Here is a 17,805-nt window from a genome sequence, read left to right on the forward strand (position 1 = left end):
ACTGCTATTCGGCGGTTTCGTCCGGTGTGCCCAGAGACGCCAGTCCCTTGGGCGTCAGGGCGTAGATGCCTCTTTCCACCCGCTCGAACCAGCCGTAGTGATCGTCGGCCATCATGCGGGTTGCGGTGGCAACGCCGGTTGCCCTGGCGACATCCGCGCCGCGGCTGGGGCCGTTGGTGGAAAGATGTTCTGCGCAGCGGATCGCGTCCTGTCGGTAGGCTGTCACGAGCGTGGTGCGCGTCGAACCGCCGGTGTTCGGGTCACCGACCCGGCGGGCGAACTCCCGCAGGAGCCGATCCTTGCGCGCCCTGGACTTGCGCGGGGTGAAAGGCGCCGGGTCCAGGTGCACCTCGACAACGCCATCCGGCAGCCTGACGGTGATCACGCCAAGGCCCAGCCTTCGGGCAAGCTGCAGGTTCTTCTTCAGGGACTGGAGGAACTGCCGCCCCTTGCCCCGGACGACCGCGACATAGACTGCGTCGGTCACCGACTGGCGCACGACCGCCTGATGAAACAGGCTCAAGGTGAACCCTGTCTTGAGTTCGACAATCACCGGATCTGTACCCTCACGGCACGCGACGATATCGGCCGAACCGACTTCGGCCTTCACCTCATATCCCTGCTCAACAAGAAAAGCTTTGACCGGCGGATAGAGCTCGGTTTCCAGAATGCGCCCCATGGCGGCATCCTACGTGCGAAGCCATGGGCGGGCAATCTTCCGGCCAGGGCAGCTGCGCGAAATCCAACGAATTGACCAGGTGTGGCGCTTGAGGGGTCGGAGCCGAAAGCTGGCTCTTTCAAAAAAGACCGGACCACATTGCGTGACCCGGTCCGATCCGTCCTTGCGCGCTCCAGATGAGAACGCAGGCAGCCATGGTTACTGCGCCGTCTGAGGTTCGCCCACTGCAGGGGCATTCAACTGCTCGGCCTCCTGCCGTGCCTTTGCGGCTTCTTCCGCCTGGCGTATCTGCAGTGACGTCAGAAACGCAGGAGCTGCATCAACCTCGTCCAGAGAGGCCTTGATCACAAGCTTCTGGTCACCCGGCTCCACCTTGCTGTGCTCGACCGCATCATAGGGAACGCCGATCAGCTTGGTGCCGAGGCCCAGAAACCCTCCTGCCTCGATCACGACACCAACGACCTTGCCTTCGCTATCGATTTCAAGCGCGGCCACCTCGCCAATCGTGTCGCCAGCCGGATTGGTGACTTCCTGCCCGATCAGGTTGCTGGAAAGCCAATGGCCGGATTCCTGCTGGGCAAGGAACGGGGTCACGCCTTCGAACGCGATTTCAGGCGCATCGCCCTCGGGCATTGTTTCCTGGATCATCGGGTCTGCTTCGCGGGGTTGAGAGGTCTCCTGCGCCAGCGCGGGACTGAGCGACAGCGCCAGGGCGGCGATTGTGGCCGGAACGATGTTGCGTTTCATGATTCACTCCCTTGTTGCCGCGCCGGCAGAGCAGACAACCCGTTCGCCCTCACCGATGCGTAGACAAACAGATAGGAAGCAAAATTGGCCTTTTCGGGCAAAGGCCGGATAAAATTAGCTTTTAAATATCAGCAGGTTACCCATTGATACGTGACGGGACATACCCGCAAAACGTGTCAATTTGATGATCGATTCAATCTATACGGGCACCGTACAGCCACCGAACTCCCTCGATATCGCTCGGCTGCAGACCCTCGAAGGTTTCCCGGTACTTGAAGTGCATGATCGAGCTCTTGCGAAGGTAGTGATCGAGGCCGATCGCATGACCGATTTCATGGGCAAAGGTGTACTGCAAATCGTAGGTCTTCAAATCGCCGTCGAAACCGATTTTCCATTTGTGAACCGGATTGAGACAAACGGCAGACCGGGTGATGCGGGCAAGCTTGGCCGCCGCCGTGGCACCTGACCGTGCTTCCGGTTGCCGGCCGGGTTTTCCGAGACCCCGGTCCGAAACGTCGGTCACATTCGACTTCGGACGATCTGCAAAGTCGGACTGAAACCTGACGTTGGTGAACGCAAATCCCCTTGGAATGGACTGCACGCCCAGCAGAATATCTGCCGCGTTCACGTCCGCGATCTCTTCGAAGGTGAGCCCGCTGACATTTTGCCAAAGCTGGAAAGCGAGCGACGCCTGGCGCCGCACGTCCTCAAGGCCCAGGGAACTCAAGCGCGCAAGGCGCGCAAGGCTGTCCATCGCCCCGCAATTTCGTGCTTTCTCCTGCACGATGGGCTGCTGCACGAAGGCGTAGGTGACGTGAGCCGGCGTGCCGAGCTCCGCCTTTCCCCATTTCACGAGATGTCCTTCCAGCTTGAGCGGGGCAAAACCTGCGGCGTTGCCTGCCAGTGAAGGAACCAATGAACAAAAAGTCACAATTGCAGCGATGAGGAAAATGAAGCCGGTCTTCAATGTCTCACTCTTTGGTCGTTCAAGGGTCGGGTAAGACTGCTGACCGTAACGCCAAGGCCGCGTCCTGGATCAGTTTACAATGCGGCAGCTTTACCGCGCCTTGCGAAGGCCCTCAGGCCTGCATCCAAGAGCCAACACCAAGGCAACTCCCGGCTTCTTGCATCTGCACTGAACGTTACGTCACATTGCCGGTGAAGAAAATCCGGAAAAATCCCAAGCAGACGCGAAATCCCGAGAAAATTTCAAGCGATTGAAAAATTGCAACAGTCCAACCACCCGAATGCGATGCCGTTTGCTCACGCAGGTGTGAGCACGATCGGCCGAATGAAACGTCCCGATGCCTCGGAAATGCCCGGAAACACCCTATACTTGAACATCGGACGCGCCCGGTGCCCACAAGGAGCCGGGCCCAAACGCCCGACAGGAGATTACTCATGACATCCGGTCTCATTACCCGTCGAAACCTGCTTGTCACCGGAACCGCCCTGCTGGTGTCGGGAGCATCCGGGTTGAGTGTTCCCGCACAGGCCAAAGGCGTGGCGCCGACAGCGTCGATGCGGGGCGGGTCCAACAACTATCGGCCCGGTGCGCCCATTGTCGACAGGATTGGCGGTGGCGGTTTCTGGATGAGCGGAACCGTGCGGCGCGCAGGTGACGGTGCCCCTCTGGCAGGCCAGCGCATCCAAATCTGGGCACATACGACCGAGGGGAACGAACGCGACCAGCGCAGCCATGGCGCGACGCTCACCGATGCCAATGGCGTCTTCCGCCTGGAAATGCCGCAGATCGTTCCGGCCTTCGGCCAGCCCCACGGGCATCTGGCCTATGACAGCGGGGAGTTCGAAACCGTCTTTCTGCGACCGGTGATGAGAAGCTCGGCCGATACCAGCCTGGAAGCACATTTCGTGCTGCAGCCTGCTTGACCCGGACTTGCCCGACGGCATGAACCGCCTTCGTGCTCTTCTGATATGGGCCATCCTGGCAACGATCCTTGCTGTGCCCCTGCTCGCGGCGGCGGCAAGCCCGCTGCTGCAATGGCGCCAGCCGGTCTATATCGCGGCAGGCTTTGCAGGCATCACAGCGATGGCGCTGCTCTTGTTGCAGCCCTTGCTGGCTGGAGGATATATGCCCGGCGTTTCCGGCCTGCGCGGACGGCGCGTCCACCGCTGGACCGGTCTTTTGCTGGTAGGGGCGATCATTCTCCACGTCGGTGGGCTCTGGCTCACCAGCCCGCCGGACGTGATCGACGCCCTTCTCTTCAGATCACCGACACCCTTTTCTGTCTGGGGTGTCATCGCCATGTGGGCGGTCTTTGCCGCAGCCTTTCTTGCCGCCTTCCGGCGGAGCCTTGCCCTTTCCCCCCGCCTCTGGCGCCGTCTGCACACCCTGCTGGCCATGGTGATCGTCGCCGGCAGCGTGGTTCATGCGCTGTTGATCGAGGGCACCATGGAGACATACTCCAAAGCAGCACTTTGCGCGCTGGCCGTAGCCGCGACGGTGAAGGTGATTTTTGACCTGAAGATCTGGGCGAGGCGTTCACGCGGGGAAAGCTGAAACTCCCTCGCGCAGCGGGCCAGGCTTCAATTTATCAGCTCATGAACCCTAGAACTGGGATGCCCAGTAGCCGAAGGTTATGTTTTTCGGATCCTGTGGCAATTTCTTGATCAACGCTGTTTGCGGGTTCGTCAGAGGGCCGCTGTTCTTTCCATCGATGTAATGGCGCCGAAAATTCTGCCTGCACGCACCGAATTCCGCCGTGCGGATAATCTGTTCGCAAAGATACAGAACCGTTCTTGTGCTTGGAGTTTTTAAATCCACGTTTTCCATCAGGAGCGGATAGATTTTTAAATAGTCTTCACGCGCTAGTACGCGACCGCAAATGACATCAACGGCATACTCCGCAAAGGGAACTTCGGAGATAGCAGCTCCGAGGCCTTTGCACGACAAATCAAACAAAGACACGCTGTTTGGGTCGTCAACTGAATTCAGGTTACCGGCCATTTTACCCCCCAACAAAAAGTATCAAATACAACCATCGAAAAAACTTCTCGTTGAAGAAAATAGTCCCGAAGTCTTTCGCAAATCAACACGTAAAAGTTCGTTGACGACCACACCGGAAGGGCCTCTGGCGAAGAGAGGATACGTCGAGGTACATCATTTCACGTGGCGTAAGTACTCAGTTCGAAATGGCAGCGCCGCACATCGCTTGTCTGCCTTTTTCCGCAATTTCTAATGTAAATTTTGCGCCGGAGCGCCGCGTCTCAAGCTGTGTGTGAACGGCCGTTCCCGTGCTATGTTTTTGCGGAATTCTGCTGCAAATGAAAGAGCAGCCCACCTGTTGTCTCGCCTGAGGAATTTCGTCCTGAGAAACAGTGCAGCTGCTGCGCCCTTTTCGAAAGCCTGATTTGCCATGCCCTTCCGTTTTCCTACCCGGCCCTTTTTCTTTCTTGCCACACTGCTGCTGTGCGCCCAGAGCGCCTCATCCGCTGAGTTGACGCTTGTCTCCTTCCGCTACAGCAATGCTGCGCCGGTGGTGCATCTGCGGCTGGGAGGGGAAATACGGGCGGAGGACGGCGAGCGCGTGGAGGAGGCCTTCGCGCAACTGGCGCGCTGTTCGGGTGAGGCCTGCAACAACGATTTTGGCGGGCCGCGTGCCGTCGTCTCGCTGTCGAGCCCCGGCGGTTCCTATTCAGCCGGGGTAAAGCTGGCGGACTTCTTCAGAAACAACACCATCGCAACAGTGGTCGAAGCCGGAGACAGCTGCGTCTCGGCCTGTGCCATGGCGTTTCTGGGCGGCTCGTCCTTCTGGCCGACCGGCGGCATCGGCACCTTCATCGACCGCACCATCGAACCAGGTGCAAGGATCGGTTTCCACTCGCCCTATTTTACCGAAGAGACTGCGGTTGCCGCCGTCCGCAGCGGTCAATTGGGTCAGTTGCTCGAGCTGACCCGGCTTGCGATTGCCGACATCGTCAAGAACCTGACGCGCTATTCGGTCAGTCAGCATGTGCTGGACCGGATCATCAGCATGGGCCCGGAAGGATTTTATGAAGTCGATACGCCCGCCGCGCTCTTTGCGATCAGGGCGCAACTGCCCAGCTTCGACCCGGCCCTTTTGAACATCCCGTTCGAGAACCAGATCCTGAACGTGTGCAGCCGTCTGGCCGCGCTGCACTACGAGCAACCCCTGGGCCTGCTCGATGCGTCGCTACTGGAAAATACCAACGACGGCCGCACACCGGAGGGCGACAGGATCAGGCTCTACGACCTTGCCGACCGGCCGCTCAACGTTGCTGGCTGCGGCGTTCCGCGTGACAAGCAGTCCGGCACTATCGATACCATGTCACTCTACCGGCTGGTCAGCGACGGCGAAATCTTCGAGCCGCTGTTGTCGTTTCACAATTCGAAAGACGGCGGCTGGTCGTCGCTTGGTTATCGGGGAGGACGGGCAACGGACGCTTTCATCAAGCTGGGGCCGCTCAACCATGTGCTGATGGCTCCGGACGAAAAGCTGAACGACATGCCACGCGCGGTTTGGGAAGAAATAGAAGCCGCCAAAGGCCGGGTCGCCAACCCGCACCTGCCGAGCCACAGCCGCCCCTGGCCCGTGGAAACCATGGCCGCCACACAATGGTCGCGCAGCTACCTTGGCGAAGGGCTGACGATTGTCGAACAGACCGGCCCGGCGAAGCTCTTTGAAGAGCTGGCCGAGCAGGCGGAAGGAACCAGCATTCTCTATAGCCAGGACAAGCCGGACACTCTGGTACGGTCCGGCGAAGACACCGAAACCGGCACCTCCTACTACTGGCTCGCCCTTCGCACCGGCAACCGGGCCGCCACCATTCGCGTTGAAGCGCCCGTACCGGCAGCAGGCCTCACCAACGCCCAGAAATCCCTCATGAGCCTGGTGGCCTGCTCAAGCGATTTCGAAGGCGTTCATCTGGAGTGTTTCAAGTAAGGAACTAATTGGCGTGACGGGTTTAACAGGTTCATTGATCCGTTCTGGTTTCTACAGTCCAAGCAAAGCCAAAATCATTTGACAACTCGCCATTCCTGTCCGCTTCACTCACCCGAAACTGGCCTGAAAACTCGTGGCGGTCAGCGCCACGTGCGCCTCTAAAGGCGGCCGGATCTCAAAAGCTTTGGGAGCCCTTGCAAAATCATAGAGGCGGAAAAGGTACCAGTCATCGCGACGGGCATTGGCAACCTCCAACTCGTTCCGGGAAATATGAAACGGCGTGCGTTCCCAGCCATTTGTGGTTTTTACCTCAATGAGGCGCTCTCCTCCATCTGGCAAAAAACTGAGGATGTCGTATCCTGCGCCGTCTCCGTCTTCTTGCGATGTCCAGCGGACTCGTCTTGCCAAGTCGTGAAGGCCAAGTTCTTTCAGCTGAGCACGCTCTCGGTGAAAAACAACCTCTTCACCGGCACGACCCAGTTTCCGGTTACGTTCGTCGCGCCCAGCGATATCAAAGCGCATAGCGACTGCACGCAATTTTTCCGTTTCTTCTGGAGGCGGAGTGTTTCTAAGCGTGGGCGCCACTCCGACAAACAGTGTTGTTGCTTCAGCGAATTCAGAGTGAAGAGGATTATGAAGCGCTGTTTCCCACTCTGGATGTTTTGCCAACCATCGTGAAATCGCCTCGGCCAGCGTCATCTGAAAATTGAAGCGTGGTTGGTATCCCTTGATGATTGGGAGCCCGAATCCCTTGGCTGCCGCTGACACGTTGCAATACTTGAACTCGATCGAACCGCGAGTACGGCCAATTTGCTCTTGCAGCAGGCGATTGTGGGAAGCTTTGACATAAGATTGGCCAGCAAGCTCATCGCTAAGCATTGCAAAATACGACGCCACAACGGCGTCATTCTCCGTGTCTGACCAGTCATCCAACCTCATATTTGGCAGATTAGTCTACCAGGGCAGTTGTGTCATTCTTGAAACTTCAAGGACTTACGGGCTGCCTCCCATAGGTGTTTCATCTTGCTGACTTTCGCGAAAACGCACCTCAGTATCGTCGCCGTTTCTCAATCACGGCCGCACAAATGCAATTGTGACCATTAGGACACGGCGCCATGTTCAGCGAGAAAATTCAGCAGCACGCGGACACGTGCAGGCAAAGGACCGCCCTGGCCGGTGTAGACCGCGTGGAAGGCTTCGCTGTCGTCTGCATAACACTTTTCAAGAACCGGCTTCAGACGTCCCGCGGCGATGTCAGCACGTACGGTAAAGGCGGCCAGACGCGCCAACCCAAGGCCGTTGATCGCCAGCCGGCGGATGGCCTCGCCGTCGCTCGCCTGAACGCGCCCGGGCGGGCAGACTGCTATCGGTTCGTCGTCGCGCAGAAAGCGCCAGGTATCGACTTCCCGCGGATAGTTGAACCCGATTTTCCTGTGCCCCTCCAGATCCGCGATGGAGGCAGGTTCCCCGACACGCTGAAGATAGTCAGGTGAGGCGACGATCAGCATCGGTGTTTCGCCGAGCTTGCGTGCTACCAGGCTGGAGTCCTTGAGCGGCCCTGCCCGCACCACAACATCCGTCCGCTCCGCGAGAAGGTCGATCAAGGCGTCGGTCAGAACGATTTCGAGAGAGATGTCGGGGTACTGCTCGAGGAACACAGGCAGGACGGGCTCAAGAATGTGGGTCGCATAGGAGGCGCTGGTGTTCAGCCGAATGCGGCCGACCGGCTGCTCGCCCAACCCTGCCTGCCGTTCCGCTTCATCGATGCTTGAGAGAATTTCTCGCGCACGCTCGTAAAAGACACATCCTTCGGCCGTCAGATCCAGACGCCGGGTGGACCGGTTGAAAAGCCGTGCGCCAAGCCGTGTCTCGAGCCGGGAAATCAGCTTGCTGACTGCAGACTGGGTCATCCCCAGGTGCCTGGCCGCGTGGGAAAACCCGCCCAGTTCAACAACCTGAACAAAGACCTCCATCTCACCGCTGCGGTTTATGCTGGCGCGCGACATATGACTTCAATTCACTTATTATATTCATTTCGGGCGTATAGTTCATGATATGAGCACTGCCTAGGTTCCGTCCATCGAAATTTCATGGACCGGATCCAAAATGCCCCTTGCTCTTTATGCACTGGCGGCCGGAGCCTTTGGCATCGGCGTCACAGAATTCGTCATCATGGGCCTTCTGCTAGAGGTCAGCCGCGATCTTGGTGTCTCGGTCGCTGCAGCAGGAATGCTCATCTCCGGCTACGCCCTCGGGGTCGTGGTCGGCGCGCCCATCCTGACCGTCTTCACCGCGACCTGGAACCGGAAGCGCGTGCTGATCGGCCTGATGGTGACCTTCATCATCGGGAACGCTGCCTGCGCGCTTGCGCCTAGCTACGACCTGCTGATGGCAGCCCGTATCCTCACGGCCCTCGCCCACGGAACCTATTTCGGTGTCGGCTCGGTCCTTGCCGCCTCCATGGTCGGCAAGGACAAGCAGGCGTCCGCAATTGCCATCATGTTTACAGGGCTGACGCTTGCCAACATCCTCGGCGTGCCTGCCGGAACCTGGCTTGGCCAGCAATTCAGCTGGCGCATGACCTTCTGGGCCGTGACGCTGATCGGCCTGGCCGCACTGGCCGTGCTCATTCTGCTCGTTCCGACCGATCGTTCGCGCGCCGCACAATCCGGCTGGCGGGCCGATCTGAAGGCCGTGTCGCGCGCCTCCGTCCTTCTCGGTTTCCTGACCACGGTCCTGGGGTTTGCAGGCGTTTTCACCCTGTTCACCTACATCGCCCCGTTGCTGACGCAGGTCAGTGGATTTGCCGACACGGCGGTATCCCCGATCCTGTTGATCTTCGGTGGGGGGCTGGTCGCCGGAAATCTCCTGGGCGGAAAACTTGCCGACATCAGACTGAAGACCGCGCTCATCGGCAGCATGGCAGCCCTTGCACTCGTGCTAGCGGTCATGTCCGCCGCCTTTGGAAACCAGACCGCGGCCGTGGTGCTGACGGGACTGCTCGGCGTGGCGGGTTTTGCAACGGTTCCTCCGCTTCAGTCCTGGGTTCTGTCGAAGGCCGTTGGCGCCGGAGAAAGCCTTGCGTCCAGCCTGAACATTGCCGCCTTCAATCTCGGCAACGCACTTGGGGCCTGGGCCGGCGGCCTGGCCATCTCCCGTGGGCCGGGACTTGAAAACCTGCCTTTGGTCGCCGCGGGTTTCCCCCTCCTCGCAATCGTGGTCGCGCTTACCTCCTTCGCGATCGAGCGGCGCATACCCTCCCCGATCTCCACTCACCAGACTGCCAGCTAGAAAGGATATCACCGACATGGACTATCGCAATCTTGGAAACTCCGGGCTCAAGGTTCCCGCCCTCAGCTTCGGCGCCGGCACATTCGGCGGCTCCGGCCCACTCTTCAGTCATTGGGGCACAACGGACGTCGCAGAAGCGCGCCGCCTCGTCGACATCTGCCTCGAGGCCGGCGTCAACCTGTTCGACACCGCGGACAACTACTCCGAAGGTGCTTCGGAAGAAGTGCTCGGTGAAGCAATCAAGGGCCGCCGCGACGCGGTGCTGCTCTCCACGAAAATGAGCCTCCCCCTGGGGGACGGCCCCAATGAGGCAGGGTCTTCACGCTTCAGGCTGATCAGGGGTGTCGAGGCCGCACTCAAGCGCCTTGGAACGGACCATATCGATCTTCTGCAACTGCATGCATTCGACGCGTTCACCCCGGTGGAAGAGGTGCTGTCGACGCTCGACCAGCTCGTCCGCGACGGGAAAATCCGCTATATCGGCGTTTCCAACTTCTCCGGATGGCAGATCATGAAATCACTGGCCGTTGCGGAAAAACACGGCTGGCCGCGCTATGTCGCAAACCAGGTCTATTATTCTCTCGTCGGACGGGACTACGAGTGGGACCTGATGCCTCTCGGCGCAGACCAGGGCCTGGGCGCCATGGTATGGAGCCCGCTTGGCTGGGGTCGGCTGACCGGCAAGATCCGCAGGAACAATCCGATCCCCGAGGGCAGCCGACTGCATGAGACCGCAAGTTTCGGACCTCCCGTGGAAGACGATCTGCTCTATTCGGTCGTCGACGTTCTGGATGCGATTGCAGAAGAAACCGGCAAGACAGTCCCGCAAGTGGCGATCAACTGGCTGCTTCAACGCCCCACTGTCGCGTCGGTCATCATCGGGGCGCGCAACGAAGCGCAACTTCGCGACAATCTGGGAGCAACGGGTTGGGCGCTGACGGACGAGCAGATTGCCCGTCTTGATGCCTCGAGCGCGCGGACTGCTCCCTATCCGCATTTTCCCTATCAGAGGCAGGAGGCTTTCGCACAGCTCAACCCAACCCTGGTCTGACGGGCAATCCTGAACGGCGCGGCAAGTGACAACATGAACCTGTCGCGCCAATGGACCTTGGTGCTCAATACCAGAACCCTTCCCGCCGCCAGATGGTGAAATGGCCACGCACAGGTGGGGCCGGGGTGCCGCCGTCGATCGTGAATTCGCAACCGCCCTTTAGACCCTTGCCACCGGTACGGCGCAGGATCACGTATTCGTTGCATTGCGGACCACCGCTGGAGCTCTGGCACATGTCGATACGCGCGCGTTTCTCGTCCAGAACTTCCCAGACCCAGTCGATCATCGCCACATGTCCGTTCCAGACCATGAAATCGAGTGGCTTGACCTCGTTGATGTCGTCGATGTTGGTCTTGGCGACATGATCCGGATACCGCCGGGGTGAAACACCGTAATACTTGTCCCACTCACCAGTGAATATCAGGAAATTGGCGATAAAACCTATGCAATCCATACCGAAAAAGCGGTCTTGCACCATCTGTTGCAGTGCCGCCTGATCGGACATCTTGTCGAAGTAGAGTTTCTTGATCTTGCCGGTCTGCTCGACATCCTTGGAGCCGTCCTTGTTCGCGCGGCCGCAGACCTCAACCTTGTACTTGTCCAAAAGATCCTTGTTCTTCAGCATGAAGTTCCAGATCTTGACGAATGTCTTGTCGTTTCCCTGGCCTTTCAGCGCCAGGTCGATCTCGCGGCCGCCGACATGCTGGTTCAGCGTGATGCCGTGGGGATCCTTGATCCAACGGAAATTCTTGAAAAAACTGGTTGCGCTGTCGTTGCCGCCGTTACCACGGTCCTTGCAAAGATACTGCGTAAGCTTGACCCGGCCGGCGCTGGTCTGCAGGCCAGGATTTGTCAGAACGTCGACGTATTCGTAAGGCAGAAAAAAAGACTCGGCCACATTCACTCTCCCTTGGTTAGGCCCCCTCAATGGCCCCTGAAGCTGTATGCGTAATCGGCGTCTTTCGTAGGCTTGCCGGTGCAGCCAAATAGCCACGTCCCCCGCGAATGCGTCTGTCTTCCACGTCACATTATTTGTCATTGTTGCAATGCGCAGCATCACACCTTTTGAGGGATCTCGGCCAGCAAGATGCGATCAAGGCGATGCGCCCTTGCGAGGCAACTGAAGCCTCGACATCCCCGCGACCGGACACATGAGCTGTTCGACAGGGACAACACCTGAAAAGGCGTCTTTCCGTCACGCGATTTCGCCGATGGACAAGCCGCGTCATCACCCCTATGATCAAGTCATCTGATGATTTGGTGACTTCAAATGCAATCTCTGGCAAAAACGAGCCTGGTTGACAGCGCAGCCGAGGCGATCCGGGCGGAAATCGTGGGCAATCGCTGGTCCGTGGGGGAAAAGCTGCCCAACGAGGCTCAGCTCTCGGCGCAGCTTTCCATCAGCCGTGGCACCGTGCGCGAAGCCGTGCGCGTGCTTGTTTCGCAAGGCTACCTGGAAACACGGCAGGGCTCGGGCACCTATGTGCTGTCGGTCGTCGATGCCATCGGGCCATTGACCATGGCGCGTCGCGCGACCCTGCGTGACCAGTTCGAGGCCAGGCTGGCGCTGGATGCGGAGGCCGCCAGGCTGGCCGCTCATCGCCAGACACCAGAGGTGATTTCGGAGCTGCGCCGCTTGCTCACGGAGCGCGGAAACTATGATGGTCACGACAAGGCCGGTTTCGTGGAGCGCGACCTTGCCTTTCACCGGGCTGTTGTCGCGGCCTCGCAAAACTTCGTTCTGGTCAACATGTACGAATTCTTCTCCAGTCTGATCGGCGAGACCATCGAGGCTACGCTTGGAAAAGACCTGCAGGAACCCGATATGGCGGCCCACGCGGCCATTGTCGATGCCATCGAGACAGGCGACCCGGAACTGGCCGAGGCCGCCGTCCGCCGGTTCATGGCCCCTGTCCTGAGAGACCTGGAGCGACTGCTCGGCTCATGACACAGGCATCTGAAATCGATCCCGGCTCGATCGAACTGATCGATGCCGAAGACATTGACGTTTCCGCTGAGCAATCCCAGCCGGCGACGCAGAGCGGACTGGTGCGGTTTCTGCTGGGCGCAAGTCTGGTACTGATCGCCTTCAACCTGCGTCCGGTCTTTTCCAGCGCGTCGGCGCTGCTTCTGGAAATCCGCGAAAATTTTGGCCTGTCGCCAACGGGCGCAAGCCTTCTGACGACACTGCCCGTTGTGTGTCTCGGCCTGTTCTCACCGCTGGCTCCACGCCTTGCCCGCCGCATCGGCACGGAACGCACATTGCTTGCTGTCGTGGTTTTGCTGGCCATTGGAACGGCAGCACGAGGAACGTCCTCCGTGCCGTTGCTGTTTCTTGGAACGGCGTTGGCGGGTGCCTGTATCGCGGTTGGCAACGTACTTCTGCCCGGGCTCGTCAAGCGCGATTTCCCCGACAAGGCCGCACTGGTGACCGGGTGGTACACCATGGCACTTTGCGCGGGCGCTGCCGCCGGCGCAGGATTGACCATTCCGTTTGAAGCGGCCCTCGGTGGTTCGATCGAGGGCGCGCTTGCGATCTGGGCCGTGCCGGCACTCGTGGTGGCCGTCCTGTGGTTTCCGCAGGTCATGGCGACGCGCAAGCGCCCCAAGGGTCCGACTTATGTGGTGAAGGGCATGTGGGGTGACAGGCTGGCCTGGCACGTGACCCTGTTCATGGGTCTGCAATCCGCACTTGCCTATTGCGTCTTCGGCTGGCTGGTACCGATCCTCCGCGCCCGCGGGCTGGACGGCGTCACTGCCGGCGCAATCGTGTCGGTGTCGGTGATGGTGCAGGCTGCCGCCTGCCTGATAGCACCGCATCTTGCCGTTCGCGGCAAGGACCAGCGGCTGATCAACGTCGCACTTTGCGCCATAGCGGTTATAGCCCTGCTCGGCCTGCAATTCGCGCCACTGTCCACCGTCTGGATCTGGGCGGTGCTGCAGGGCATCGGCCAGGGCGGACTGATTGCGGTGGCGCTTACGGTCATCGTGTTGCGGACACAGGATTCCCATTCCGCTGCGCAGCTTTCGGGCATGGCCCAATGCGTCGGCTATACGCTTGCCGCCATCGGCCCACTGATCGTCGGCCTCATCCGAAGCTGGACGGGAAGCTTTGCCTGGAGTGCGGTGCTGTTCGTGGCGCTTGGCCTTGGCGCCGCCATCAACGGCTGGTTCGCCGGAAAGGCAAGTCACGTCAATGTGGAGACGGTCAAGCTGTCCGGCTGACCGCGCCAACGGGGCCTGATGTTTCCAGCCGGTATTTCAGGAAACGCGTGCCGTCATAATCGGTCTCGCCGATGAAACGTGCCCCCATCCGACGCAGTGCACCGAGGTTCCGTCGGGACGGCGGCAGCAGGAAGGTGACGAATGGAATGCGCGGGTCTTCACTGGCAAAGGCCAGCGCCTTTCTGGTGATCGGCATGCCGAGGCCAAAGGCTGCCGGGTGCAGCACCAGCCCGAAATCCCACTCCTCGCCTTCTTTCTGAAAACCACCCCAGCCGACATAGCGGCCGTCTGCCAGAAAGGCCCAGTGACCAAGTCCGTCGCGTTGCCAGCAGGCTTCCTTGGCCGCTACGAACTTCGCAGCCATCTCGAGATCCCATGAGAAGGTCAGAAGCGGCATGTGGGTGCCGACACGCGGGTCGGACATATGCGCGACCAGCTCTTCCAGCGGAATGTCCGGCAGGCGCACAAACTCGATTATCGACTGACTTGATCTGGGCATGGGCTGGCATCTCCTGAAACTGGCCAGCGCCTCTTGCACCCAAAATGGCCGGCCCGATCAAGACAACTCCTTTGCCTGATGATCAACACTGCGTGTTCAGGCGGTGGTGCCGTTTTCCAGGCTGACGGAGACATTCAGCTTGTTACCGTCGAGATCACGCACATAAGCGCCGAAATAATCCGGGTGATAGGAACGAGGGCCGGGTGCCCCTTCATCACGTCCACCGCACCGCAGTGCAGCAGCATGAAACGCCCTGACGGCCTCCGCATCCGGCGCATAGAACATGACCTGCGTACCATTGCCCGATGTGGCTGCCCGCCCGTCAAACGGCAACAAGACAAACAGCGATATACGGCCATCGGCACCTGCATAGCCAAGCTCGCGGGGATCGGAAAAAACCCGCTTCATGCCAATAGTCGCAAGCACTTCGTCGTAAAACCGGCCGGCAGCCGAAAGATCGTTGGCGCCGATACAAACCCCTGACAACATTTTTGAAAATTAACCCGCGCTGAAGGTGTGGCCCGTCTCGACCAGGCCGTCTGGCCCGCTCATATCACAGTTCCTCCCGCTTGCCAGAGCCGCAACGCAACAGTGCGCAAACTTACCTCACCAACCGCAGCAGAGCCGCAGCGAGACGGCTCCTCGCTGGAACAGCGCGATAAGCCTGGCCATACACGTCAATGGTATGGAACCACCGTTACCGGCGGTAGGTCGCGGCGATGCGGGATATCTCTTCGTAGATGCCCGCCAGGATATTGAGGCTTTGCCCTGCCTCTTTCAGGCGCTTGTCGAATTCGGGCAGACTTGAGATCTGCTCAATCAGCAGCCGTTTGCGCACAGCGCCGTAATCATCGGTGATCTTCTTGCCTTCCGGTGTCGCCTGATAGGTCACACCCGTGCGGCCCGAGCCCTGCTTTTCAATCAGCCCCGCCGCCACGAGTTTTCGCATCGAATACTGGATGTTCGGAATGTCGTCGCGGTTGGTAAGCCGGGCCAGTTCCTTGATGCTTTTTGCCCGGTCGTTCATGCGCACGATATGCAGCAGTGCGTTTTCCGGGCCGGTCGCCCCAACGTCGCTGACAGACGCCAGGCATTCTGTCTGCCATCGCCCGAACGCCTCGAAACAGCGCATCAACGCGAATTCCAGCTCGGTGCAGACGACCTCCGCATCGTTCTCCGAAAGGTGCCAGTGATAGTTGAGCTTCTGATCGTCCGACTTGCCGGTCATCGGTCCCTCTTCGTTTTTTCAGATCGAATATAGCTGCGATTCAGTTTGACGTAAGGGCGTTTTTGCACATAGTTTCAAATAAAAAATACAATTGAAAATCTATCCTAAATGGAGGGGATCCATGCCTACCAACATGATGCAAGACAAGAACGGCTTCAAACTCGGGACCTTTTCGTCCAATTGCTCGTCCGGGATGACGGTCACCAAATCGCCGTCCAGATGGGTCAATAGCTGGGAAAACAACCTGAAACTCGGCCAGATGCTGGATGATGCCGGCATCGACTTCATGCTGCCGATCGCCCGCTGGATCGGTTACGGCGGCGAGACGGACTTTCACGGCAGCGTGCTGGAAACGGTCACCTGGGCAACCGCGCTGCTGGCCTCAACGAAAAACATCACTGTGTTCGCCACGGTGCATACAGCTGCAAACAATCCGGTGGTCGTCGCCAAGCAGATTGCCACGATGGATCAGGTGGGCAATGGCCGCGCGGGACTGAACATTGTCGCGGGCTGGAACAAGCCGGAATACGAAGCCCTGGGCCTGACCCTGCCCGACGATCACGAAACCCGCTACGGCTACGCCCAGGAATGGTTCGATGTGGTCGAGAAGCTCTGGACCTCGAAGGAGTATTTCGACTGGGAGGGCAAATACTTCAACCTGAAGCACGTTGCTGGCGACCCCAAGCCCGTCAACGGCCGGCCACCGATCCTGAACGCGGCAGGATCAGCAACCGGACGGACCTTTGCCACCGACAATGCCGACTACCTGTTCACGCCTGCCATCGATCTCAACCGGTCCGTCGATGAAATCAAGGAACTGAAAGCGCAGGCGGCGGAGAAGGGGCGCGATGTGGGTGTTCTGACCTTCAGCCACGTCATCTGCCGGGAAACTGAGGAAGAGGCGACCGCCCTCCGAGACCGGCTGATGGGCGATCTGGCAGACTGGGAAGCGGTGGACAATCTGGTCAATCTGCAGTTCGCGCATGCGCAGTCGTTTCCGCACGACCTGCTGGCCCAGATCAAGAACCTGTTCGCCATGGGCCACGGCGGGTTCCCGCTGGTTGGAACTCCGCGGCAGGTGGCCGACGGCATCCTAAAACTGCACGAAACAGGCTTTGCCGGAACGACGCTCTCCTTTGTCGACTATGTCGAGGAGTTCCCGTATTTCCGTGACAATGTTCTGCCGCTGCTTGCGGAAGCCGGTATCCGGTGATGGACCCCGTGCCGTCCAGAGAATTCACCAACGCCATGCGGGCGTTGGTGGGCAATTGTTCCATCATCACGGTCGGTGAGGGAGAGGACATTTCAGGCCTCCTCGTCACATCGGCAATGTCTCTCAGCGCCGATCCGCCGCTGGTGCTTGCCTGCGTCAACAAGGCTTCCTCCAGTTGGCCCTTGCTGAAGAAGTATCCGAAATTCGGCTGGTCTTCGCTTGGGCCCGAGCACCGCAAGGTTGCCGAAAACTTTTCGGGGTTCGGCGGCGTCAAGGGAGCGGAACGTTATGCCGGAGCCACATGGCGCACGGCGGAAACCGGGGCTCTTCTGCTGGAAGATGCTCCGGCCGCTTTCGATTGCGAGGTCGAGGAGATGATCGACCGGGCGACCCATTCGATTGTCATCGGCAAGGTGCGTGCAATCCGGCAAAGCCAGTCATCGGGCGCGCTGGTTTACTGGAACGGAGCGTTCCAACCGTTGTAAACGGCCTTTTGCCGAGAGACGCAGCTTCTTGAGGAGCTGCGTCTCTCCATCCCGCGACTTAAATTTTCCGCAAAAAATCTGCCTGGAACATGAACCGTCCAGATAGCCCGCTTTTTCGCGATTTACAGAGTTTCTGTCCGTCCAGAAATCCGTTCCGCCGTCCCCCTCTCCAGGCCGGACAAGGAACCATCCTGTGCGCGCTCCGTTTATTCCATGGACCCATAACTAACACAGGAGGACCAGATGGACCTTTCCATGAACGATCTCAGCCCGAAGCTTCGCAAGGAAGCCGAACAGGAGGCAGAAAAGATCAAGCGGGTCGCTGACAAGTCCAACGCCGGCGGACAGCTTGGTGGAACGTTTTTCGGACAGGAACAGGATGACGGCATGGCACCGCCGAGATCAGTTGCAGCCGGCCGGTCCTGATACCGGGTTTCACTTCAGGGCGGGCTGACACAGCCT

20 protein-coding genes are annotated in these 17,805 nt (G+C 59.4%); 10 read left to right on the plus strand and 10 right to left on the minus strand.

The window, feature by feature from the left end; genetic code table 11:
- Positions 1 to 4: 4 nt before the first annotated feature.
- The 3 genes from B0E33_RS08490 to B0E33_RS08500 all read right to left on the minus strand — a co-directional run bounded on the left by B0E33_RS08490 (position 5) and on the right by B0E33_RS08500 (position 2,279).
- Complete coding sequence (locus B0E33_RS08490; RefSeq protein ID WP_077290945.1) at positions 5 to 679, minus strand: DUF2161 domain-containing phosphodiesterase; 675 nt, start codon at positions 677 to 679, stop codon at positions 5 to 7.
- A gap of 198 nt (positions 680 to 877) precedes the next feature.
- A complete protein-coding gene (locus B0E33_RS08495) occupies positions 878 to 1,426 on the minus strand; it encodes a PRC-barrel domain-containing protein (RefSeq protein ID WP_077290946.1) in 549 nt (182 codons plus the stop codon).
- Between the two features lie 193 nt (positions 1,427 to 1,619).
- A complete protein-coding gene (locus tag B0E33_RS08500; RefSeq protein ID WP_145915840.1) occupies positions 1,620 to 2,279 on the minus strand; it encodes a matrixin family metalloprotease in 660 nt (219 codons plus the stop codon).
- Between the two features lie 548 nt (positions 2,280 to 2,827).
- On the opposite strand from B0E33_RS08500, the gene B0E33_RS08505 reads away from it, so the two are divergent.
- Complete coding sequence (locus B0E33_RS08505) at positions 2,828 to 3,316, plus strand: peptidase associated/transthyretin-like domain-containing protein (RefSeq protein WP_055657313.1); 489 nt, start codon at positions 2,828 to 2,830, stop codon at positions 3,314 to 3,316.
- Positions 3,317 to 3,335: 19 nt separating this feature from the next.
- Complete coding sequence (locus tag B0E33_RS08510; protein WP_077293195.1) at positions 3,336 to 3,947, plus strand: ferric reductase-like transmembrane domain-containing protein; 612 nt, start codon at positions 3,336 to 3,338, stop codon at positions 3,945 to 3,947.
- A gap of 48 nt (positions 3,948 to 3,995) precedes the next feature.
- Here B0E33_RS08510 and B0E33_RS30860 read toward each other — a convergent pair whose 3' ends face one another.
- Entirely contained in the window at positions 3,996 to 4,394 is a 399-nt protein-coding gene (locus tag B0E33_RS30860) for a hypothetical protein (RefSeq protein WP_156912363.1), read from the minus strand.
- Positions 4,395 to 4,803: 409 nt separating this feature from the next.
- On the opposite strand from B0E33_RS30860, the gene B0E33_RS08520 reads away from it, so the two are divergent.
- On the plus strand, positions 4,804 to 6,351 hold the full coding sequence (locus B0E33_RS08520; RefSeq protein WP_077290948.1) for a COG3904 family protein: 1,548 nt from the start codon (positions 4,804 to 4,806) through the stop codon (positions 6,349 to 6,351).
- Between the two features lie 108 nt (positions 6,352 to 6,459).
- Here the strand turns inward: B0E33_RS08520 and B0E33_RS08525 are convergent, their stop codons facing one another.
- Entirely contained in the window at positions 6,460 to 7,290 is an 831-nt protein-coding gene (locus tag B0E33_RS08525) for a protein NO VEIN domain-containing protein (protein ID WP_077290949.1), read from the minus strand.
- Positions 7,291 to 7,451: 161 nt separating this feature from the next.
- Complete coding sequence (locus B0E33_RS08530; RefSeq protein ID WP_077290950.1) at positions 7,452 to 8,357, minus strand: LysR family transcriptional regulator; 906 nt, start codon at positions 8,355 to 8,357, stop codon at positions 7,452 to 7,454.
- A gap of 100 nt (positions 8,358 to 8,457) precedes the next feature.
- On the opposite strand from B0E33_RS08530, the gene B0E33_RS08535 reads away from it, so the two are divergent.
- On the plus strand, positions 8,458 to 9,642 hold the full coding sequence (locus B0E33_RS08535) for an MFS transporter (protein ID WP_077290951.1): 1,185 nt from the start codon (positions 8,458 to 8,460) through the stop codon (positions 9,640 to 9,642).
- A 16-nt stretch (positions 9,643 to 9,658) separates the two neighbouring features.
- Positions 9,659 to 10,693 carry an aldo/keto reductase gene (locus B0E33_RS08540; protein ID WP_077290952.1) on the plus strand — a complete coding sequence of 345 codons (1,035 nt, stop codon included), beginning with the start codon at positions 9,659 to 9,661 and terminating at the stop codon, positions 10,691 to 10,693.
- A 64-nt stretch (positions 10,694 to 10,757) separates the two neighbouring features.
- On the opposite strand, the gene B0E33_RS08545 is transcribed toward B0E33_RS08540, so the two are convergent.
- Entirely contained in the window at positions 10,758 to 11,591 is an 834-nt protein-coding gene (locus B0E33_RS08545; RefSeq protein ID WP_077290953.1) for a hypothetical protein, read from the minus strand.
- Between the two features lie 372 nt (positions 11,592 to 11,963).
- On the opposite strand from B0E33_RS08545, the gene B0E33_RS08550 reads away from it, so the two are divergent.
- Both B0E33_RS08550 and B0E33_RS08555 read left to right on the plus strand, forming a co-directional pair.
- Positions 11,964 to 12,641 (plus strand): FadR/GntR family transcriptional regulator, encoded by a 678-nt coding sequence (locus B0E33_RS08550; protein WP_077290954.1) that lies wholly within the window; start codon positions 11,964 to 11,966, stop codon positions 12,639 to 12,641.
- Positions 12,638 to 13,918 (plus strand): CynX/NimT family MFS transporter, encoded by a 1,281-nt coding sequence (locus B0E33_RS08555; protein ID WP_077290955.1) that lies wholly within the window; start codon positions 12,638 to 12,640, stop codon positions 13,916 to 13,918. Before B0E33_RS08550 ends, B0E33_RS08555 begins: the two co-directional genes overlap by 4 nt.
- Here the strand turns inward: B0E33_RS08555 and B0E33_RS08560 are convergent.
- The 3 genes from B0E33_RS08560 to B0E33_RS08570 form a co-directional block, all read right to left on the minus strand.
- The gene (locus tag B0E33_RS08560) at positions 13,902 to 14,417 is read right to left on the minus strand and encodes a GNAT family N-acetyltransferase (RefSeq protein ID WP_077290956.1); all 516 of its coding nucleotides are present in this window, start codon (positions 14,415 to 14,417) and stop codon (positions 13,902 to 13,904) included. The two genes, B0E33_RS08555 and B0E33_RS08560, sit on opposite strands and share 17 nt — an antisense overlap.
- A 96-nt stretch (positions 14,418 to 14,513) precedes the next feature.
- Positions 14,514 to 14,906, minus strand: a complete 393-nt coding sequence (locus B0E33_RS08565; RefSeq protein ID WP_022998916.1) for a VOC family protein — start codon at positions 14,904 to 14,906, stop codon at positions 14,514 to 14,516.
- Positions 14,907 to 15,114: 208 nt separating this feature from the next.
- Positions 15,115 to 15,645, minus strand: a complete 531-nt coding sequence (locus B0E33_RS08570; protein WP_022998917.1) for a winged helix DNA-binding protein — start codon at positions 15,643 to 15,645, stop codon at positions 15,115 to 15,117.
- Between the two features lie 121 nt (positions 15,646 to 15,766).
- On the opposite strand from B0E33_RS08570, the gene B0E33_RS08575 reads away from it, so the two are divergent.
- The 3 genes from B0E33_RS08575 (at position 15,767) to B0E33_RS08585 (ending at position 17,769) form a co-directional block, all read left to right on the plus strand.
- A complete protein-coding gene (locus B0E33_RS08575; protein WP_077290957.1) occupies positions 15,767 to 16,858 on the plus strand; it encodes an LLM class flavin-dependent oxidoreductase in 1,092 nt (363 codons plus the stop codon).
- Positions 16,858 to 17,343, plus strand: a complete 486-nt coding sequence (locus B0E33_RS08580; protein WP_077290958.1) for a flavin reductase family protein — start codon at positions 16,858 to 16,860, stop codon at positions 17,341 to 17,343. The genes B0E33_RS08575 and B0E33_RS08580 overlap by 1 nt, the downstream gene beginning before the upstream one ends.
- 243 nt (positions 17,344 to 17,586) lie before the next feature.
- Positions 17,587 to 17,769, plus strand: a complete 183-nt coding sequence (locus B0E33_RS08585) for a hypothetical protein (RefSeq protein WP_022998920.1) — start codon at positions 17,587 to 17,589, stop codon at positions 17,767 to 17,769.
- The last annotated feature ends 36 nt before the right edge of the window (positions 17,770 to 17,805 follow it).

Origin of the sequence: Roseibium algicola (assembly GCF_001999245.1) — a bacterium.
In the GTDB taxonomy this organism is placed as follows: Bacteria; Pseudomonadota; Alphaproteobacteria; order Rhizobiales; family Stappiaceae; genus Roseibium; species Roseibium algicola.

What these genes read in the sequence shown, in the direction of transcription:
- B0E33_RS08495 (WP_077290946.1), bottom strand. Translation starts at nt 1,426, where the DNA reads ATGAAACGCAACATCGTTCCGGCCACAATCGCCGCCCTGGCGCTGTCG.
- B0E33_RS08555 (WP_077290955.1), top strand. Translation starts at nt 12,638, where the DNA reads ATGACACAGGCATCTGAAATCGATCCCGGCTCGATCGAACTGATCGAT.
- B0E33_RS08550 (WP_077290954.1), top strand. Translation starts at nt 11,964, where the DNA reads ATGCAATCTCTGGCAAAAACGAGCCTGGTTGACAGCGCAGCCGAGGCG.
- B0E33_RS08490 (WP_077290945.1), bottom strand. Translation starts at nt 679, where the DNA reads ATGGGGCGCATTCTGGAAACCGAGCTCTATCCGCCGGTCAAAGCTTTT.
- B0E33_RS08535 (WP_077290951.1), top strand. Translation starts at nt 8,458, where the DNA reads ATGCCCCTTGCTCTTTATGCACTGGCGGCCGGAGCCTTTGGCATCGGC.
- B0E33_RS08575 (WP_077290957.1), top strand. Translation starts at nt 15,767, where the DNA reads ATGCCTACCAACATGATGCAAGACAAGAACGGCTTCAAACTCGGGACC.
- B0E33_RS08510 (WP_077293195.1), top strand. Translation starts at nt 3,336, where the DNA reads ATGAACCGCCTTCGTGCTCTTCTGATATGGGCCATCCTGGCAACGATC.
- B0E33_RS08570 (WP_022998917.1), bottom strand. Translation starts at nt 15,645, where the DNA reads ATGACCGGCAAGTCGGACGATCAGAAGCTCAACTATCACTGGCACCTT.
- B0E33_RS08505 (WP_055657313.1), top strand. Translation starts at nt 2,828, where the DNA reads ATGACATCCGGTCTCATTACCCGTCGAAACCTGCTTGTCACCGGAACC.
- B0E33_RS30860 (WP_156912363.1), bottom strand. Translation starts at nt 4,394, where the DNA reads ATGGCCGGTAACCTGAATTCAGTTGACGACCCAAACAGCGTGTCTTTG.
- B0E33_RS08560 (WP_077290956.1), bottom strand. Translation starts at nt 14,417, where the DNA reads ATGCCCAGATCAAGTCAGTCGATAATCGAGTTTGTGCGCCTGCCGGAC.
- B0E33_RS08540 (WP_077290952.1), top strand. Translation starts at nt 9,659, where the DNA reads ATGGACTATCGCAATCTTGGAAACTCCGGGCTCAAGGTTCCCGCCCTC.
- B0E33_RS08585 (WP_022998920.1), top strand. Translation starts at nt 17,587, where the DNA reads ATGGACCTTTCCATGAACGATCTCAGCCCGAAGCTTCGCAAGGAAGCC.
- B0E33_RS08525 (WP_077290949.1), bottom strand. Translation starts at nt 7,290, where the DNA reads ATGAGGTTGGATGACTGGTCAGACACGGAGAATGACGCCGTTGTGGCG.
- B0E33_RS08530 (WP_077290950.1), bottom strand. Translation starts at nt 8,357, where the DNA reads ATGTCGCGCGCCAGCATAAACCGCAGCGGTGAGATGGAGGTCTTTGTT.
- B0E33_RS08580 (WP_077290958.1), top strand. Translation starts at nt 16,858, where the DNA reads ATGGACCCCGTGCCGTCCAGAGAATTCACCAACGCCATGCGGGCGTTG.
- B0E33_RS08565 (WP_022998916.1), bottom strand. Translation starts at nt 14,906, where the DNA reads ATGTTGTCAGGGGTTTGTATCGGCGCCAACGATCTTTCGGCTGCCGGC.
- B0E33_RS08520 (WP_077290948.1), top strand. Translation starts at nt 4,804, where the DNA reads ATGCCCTTCCGTTTTCCTACCCGGCCCTTTTTCTTTCTTGCCACACTG.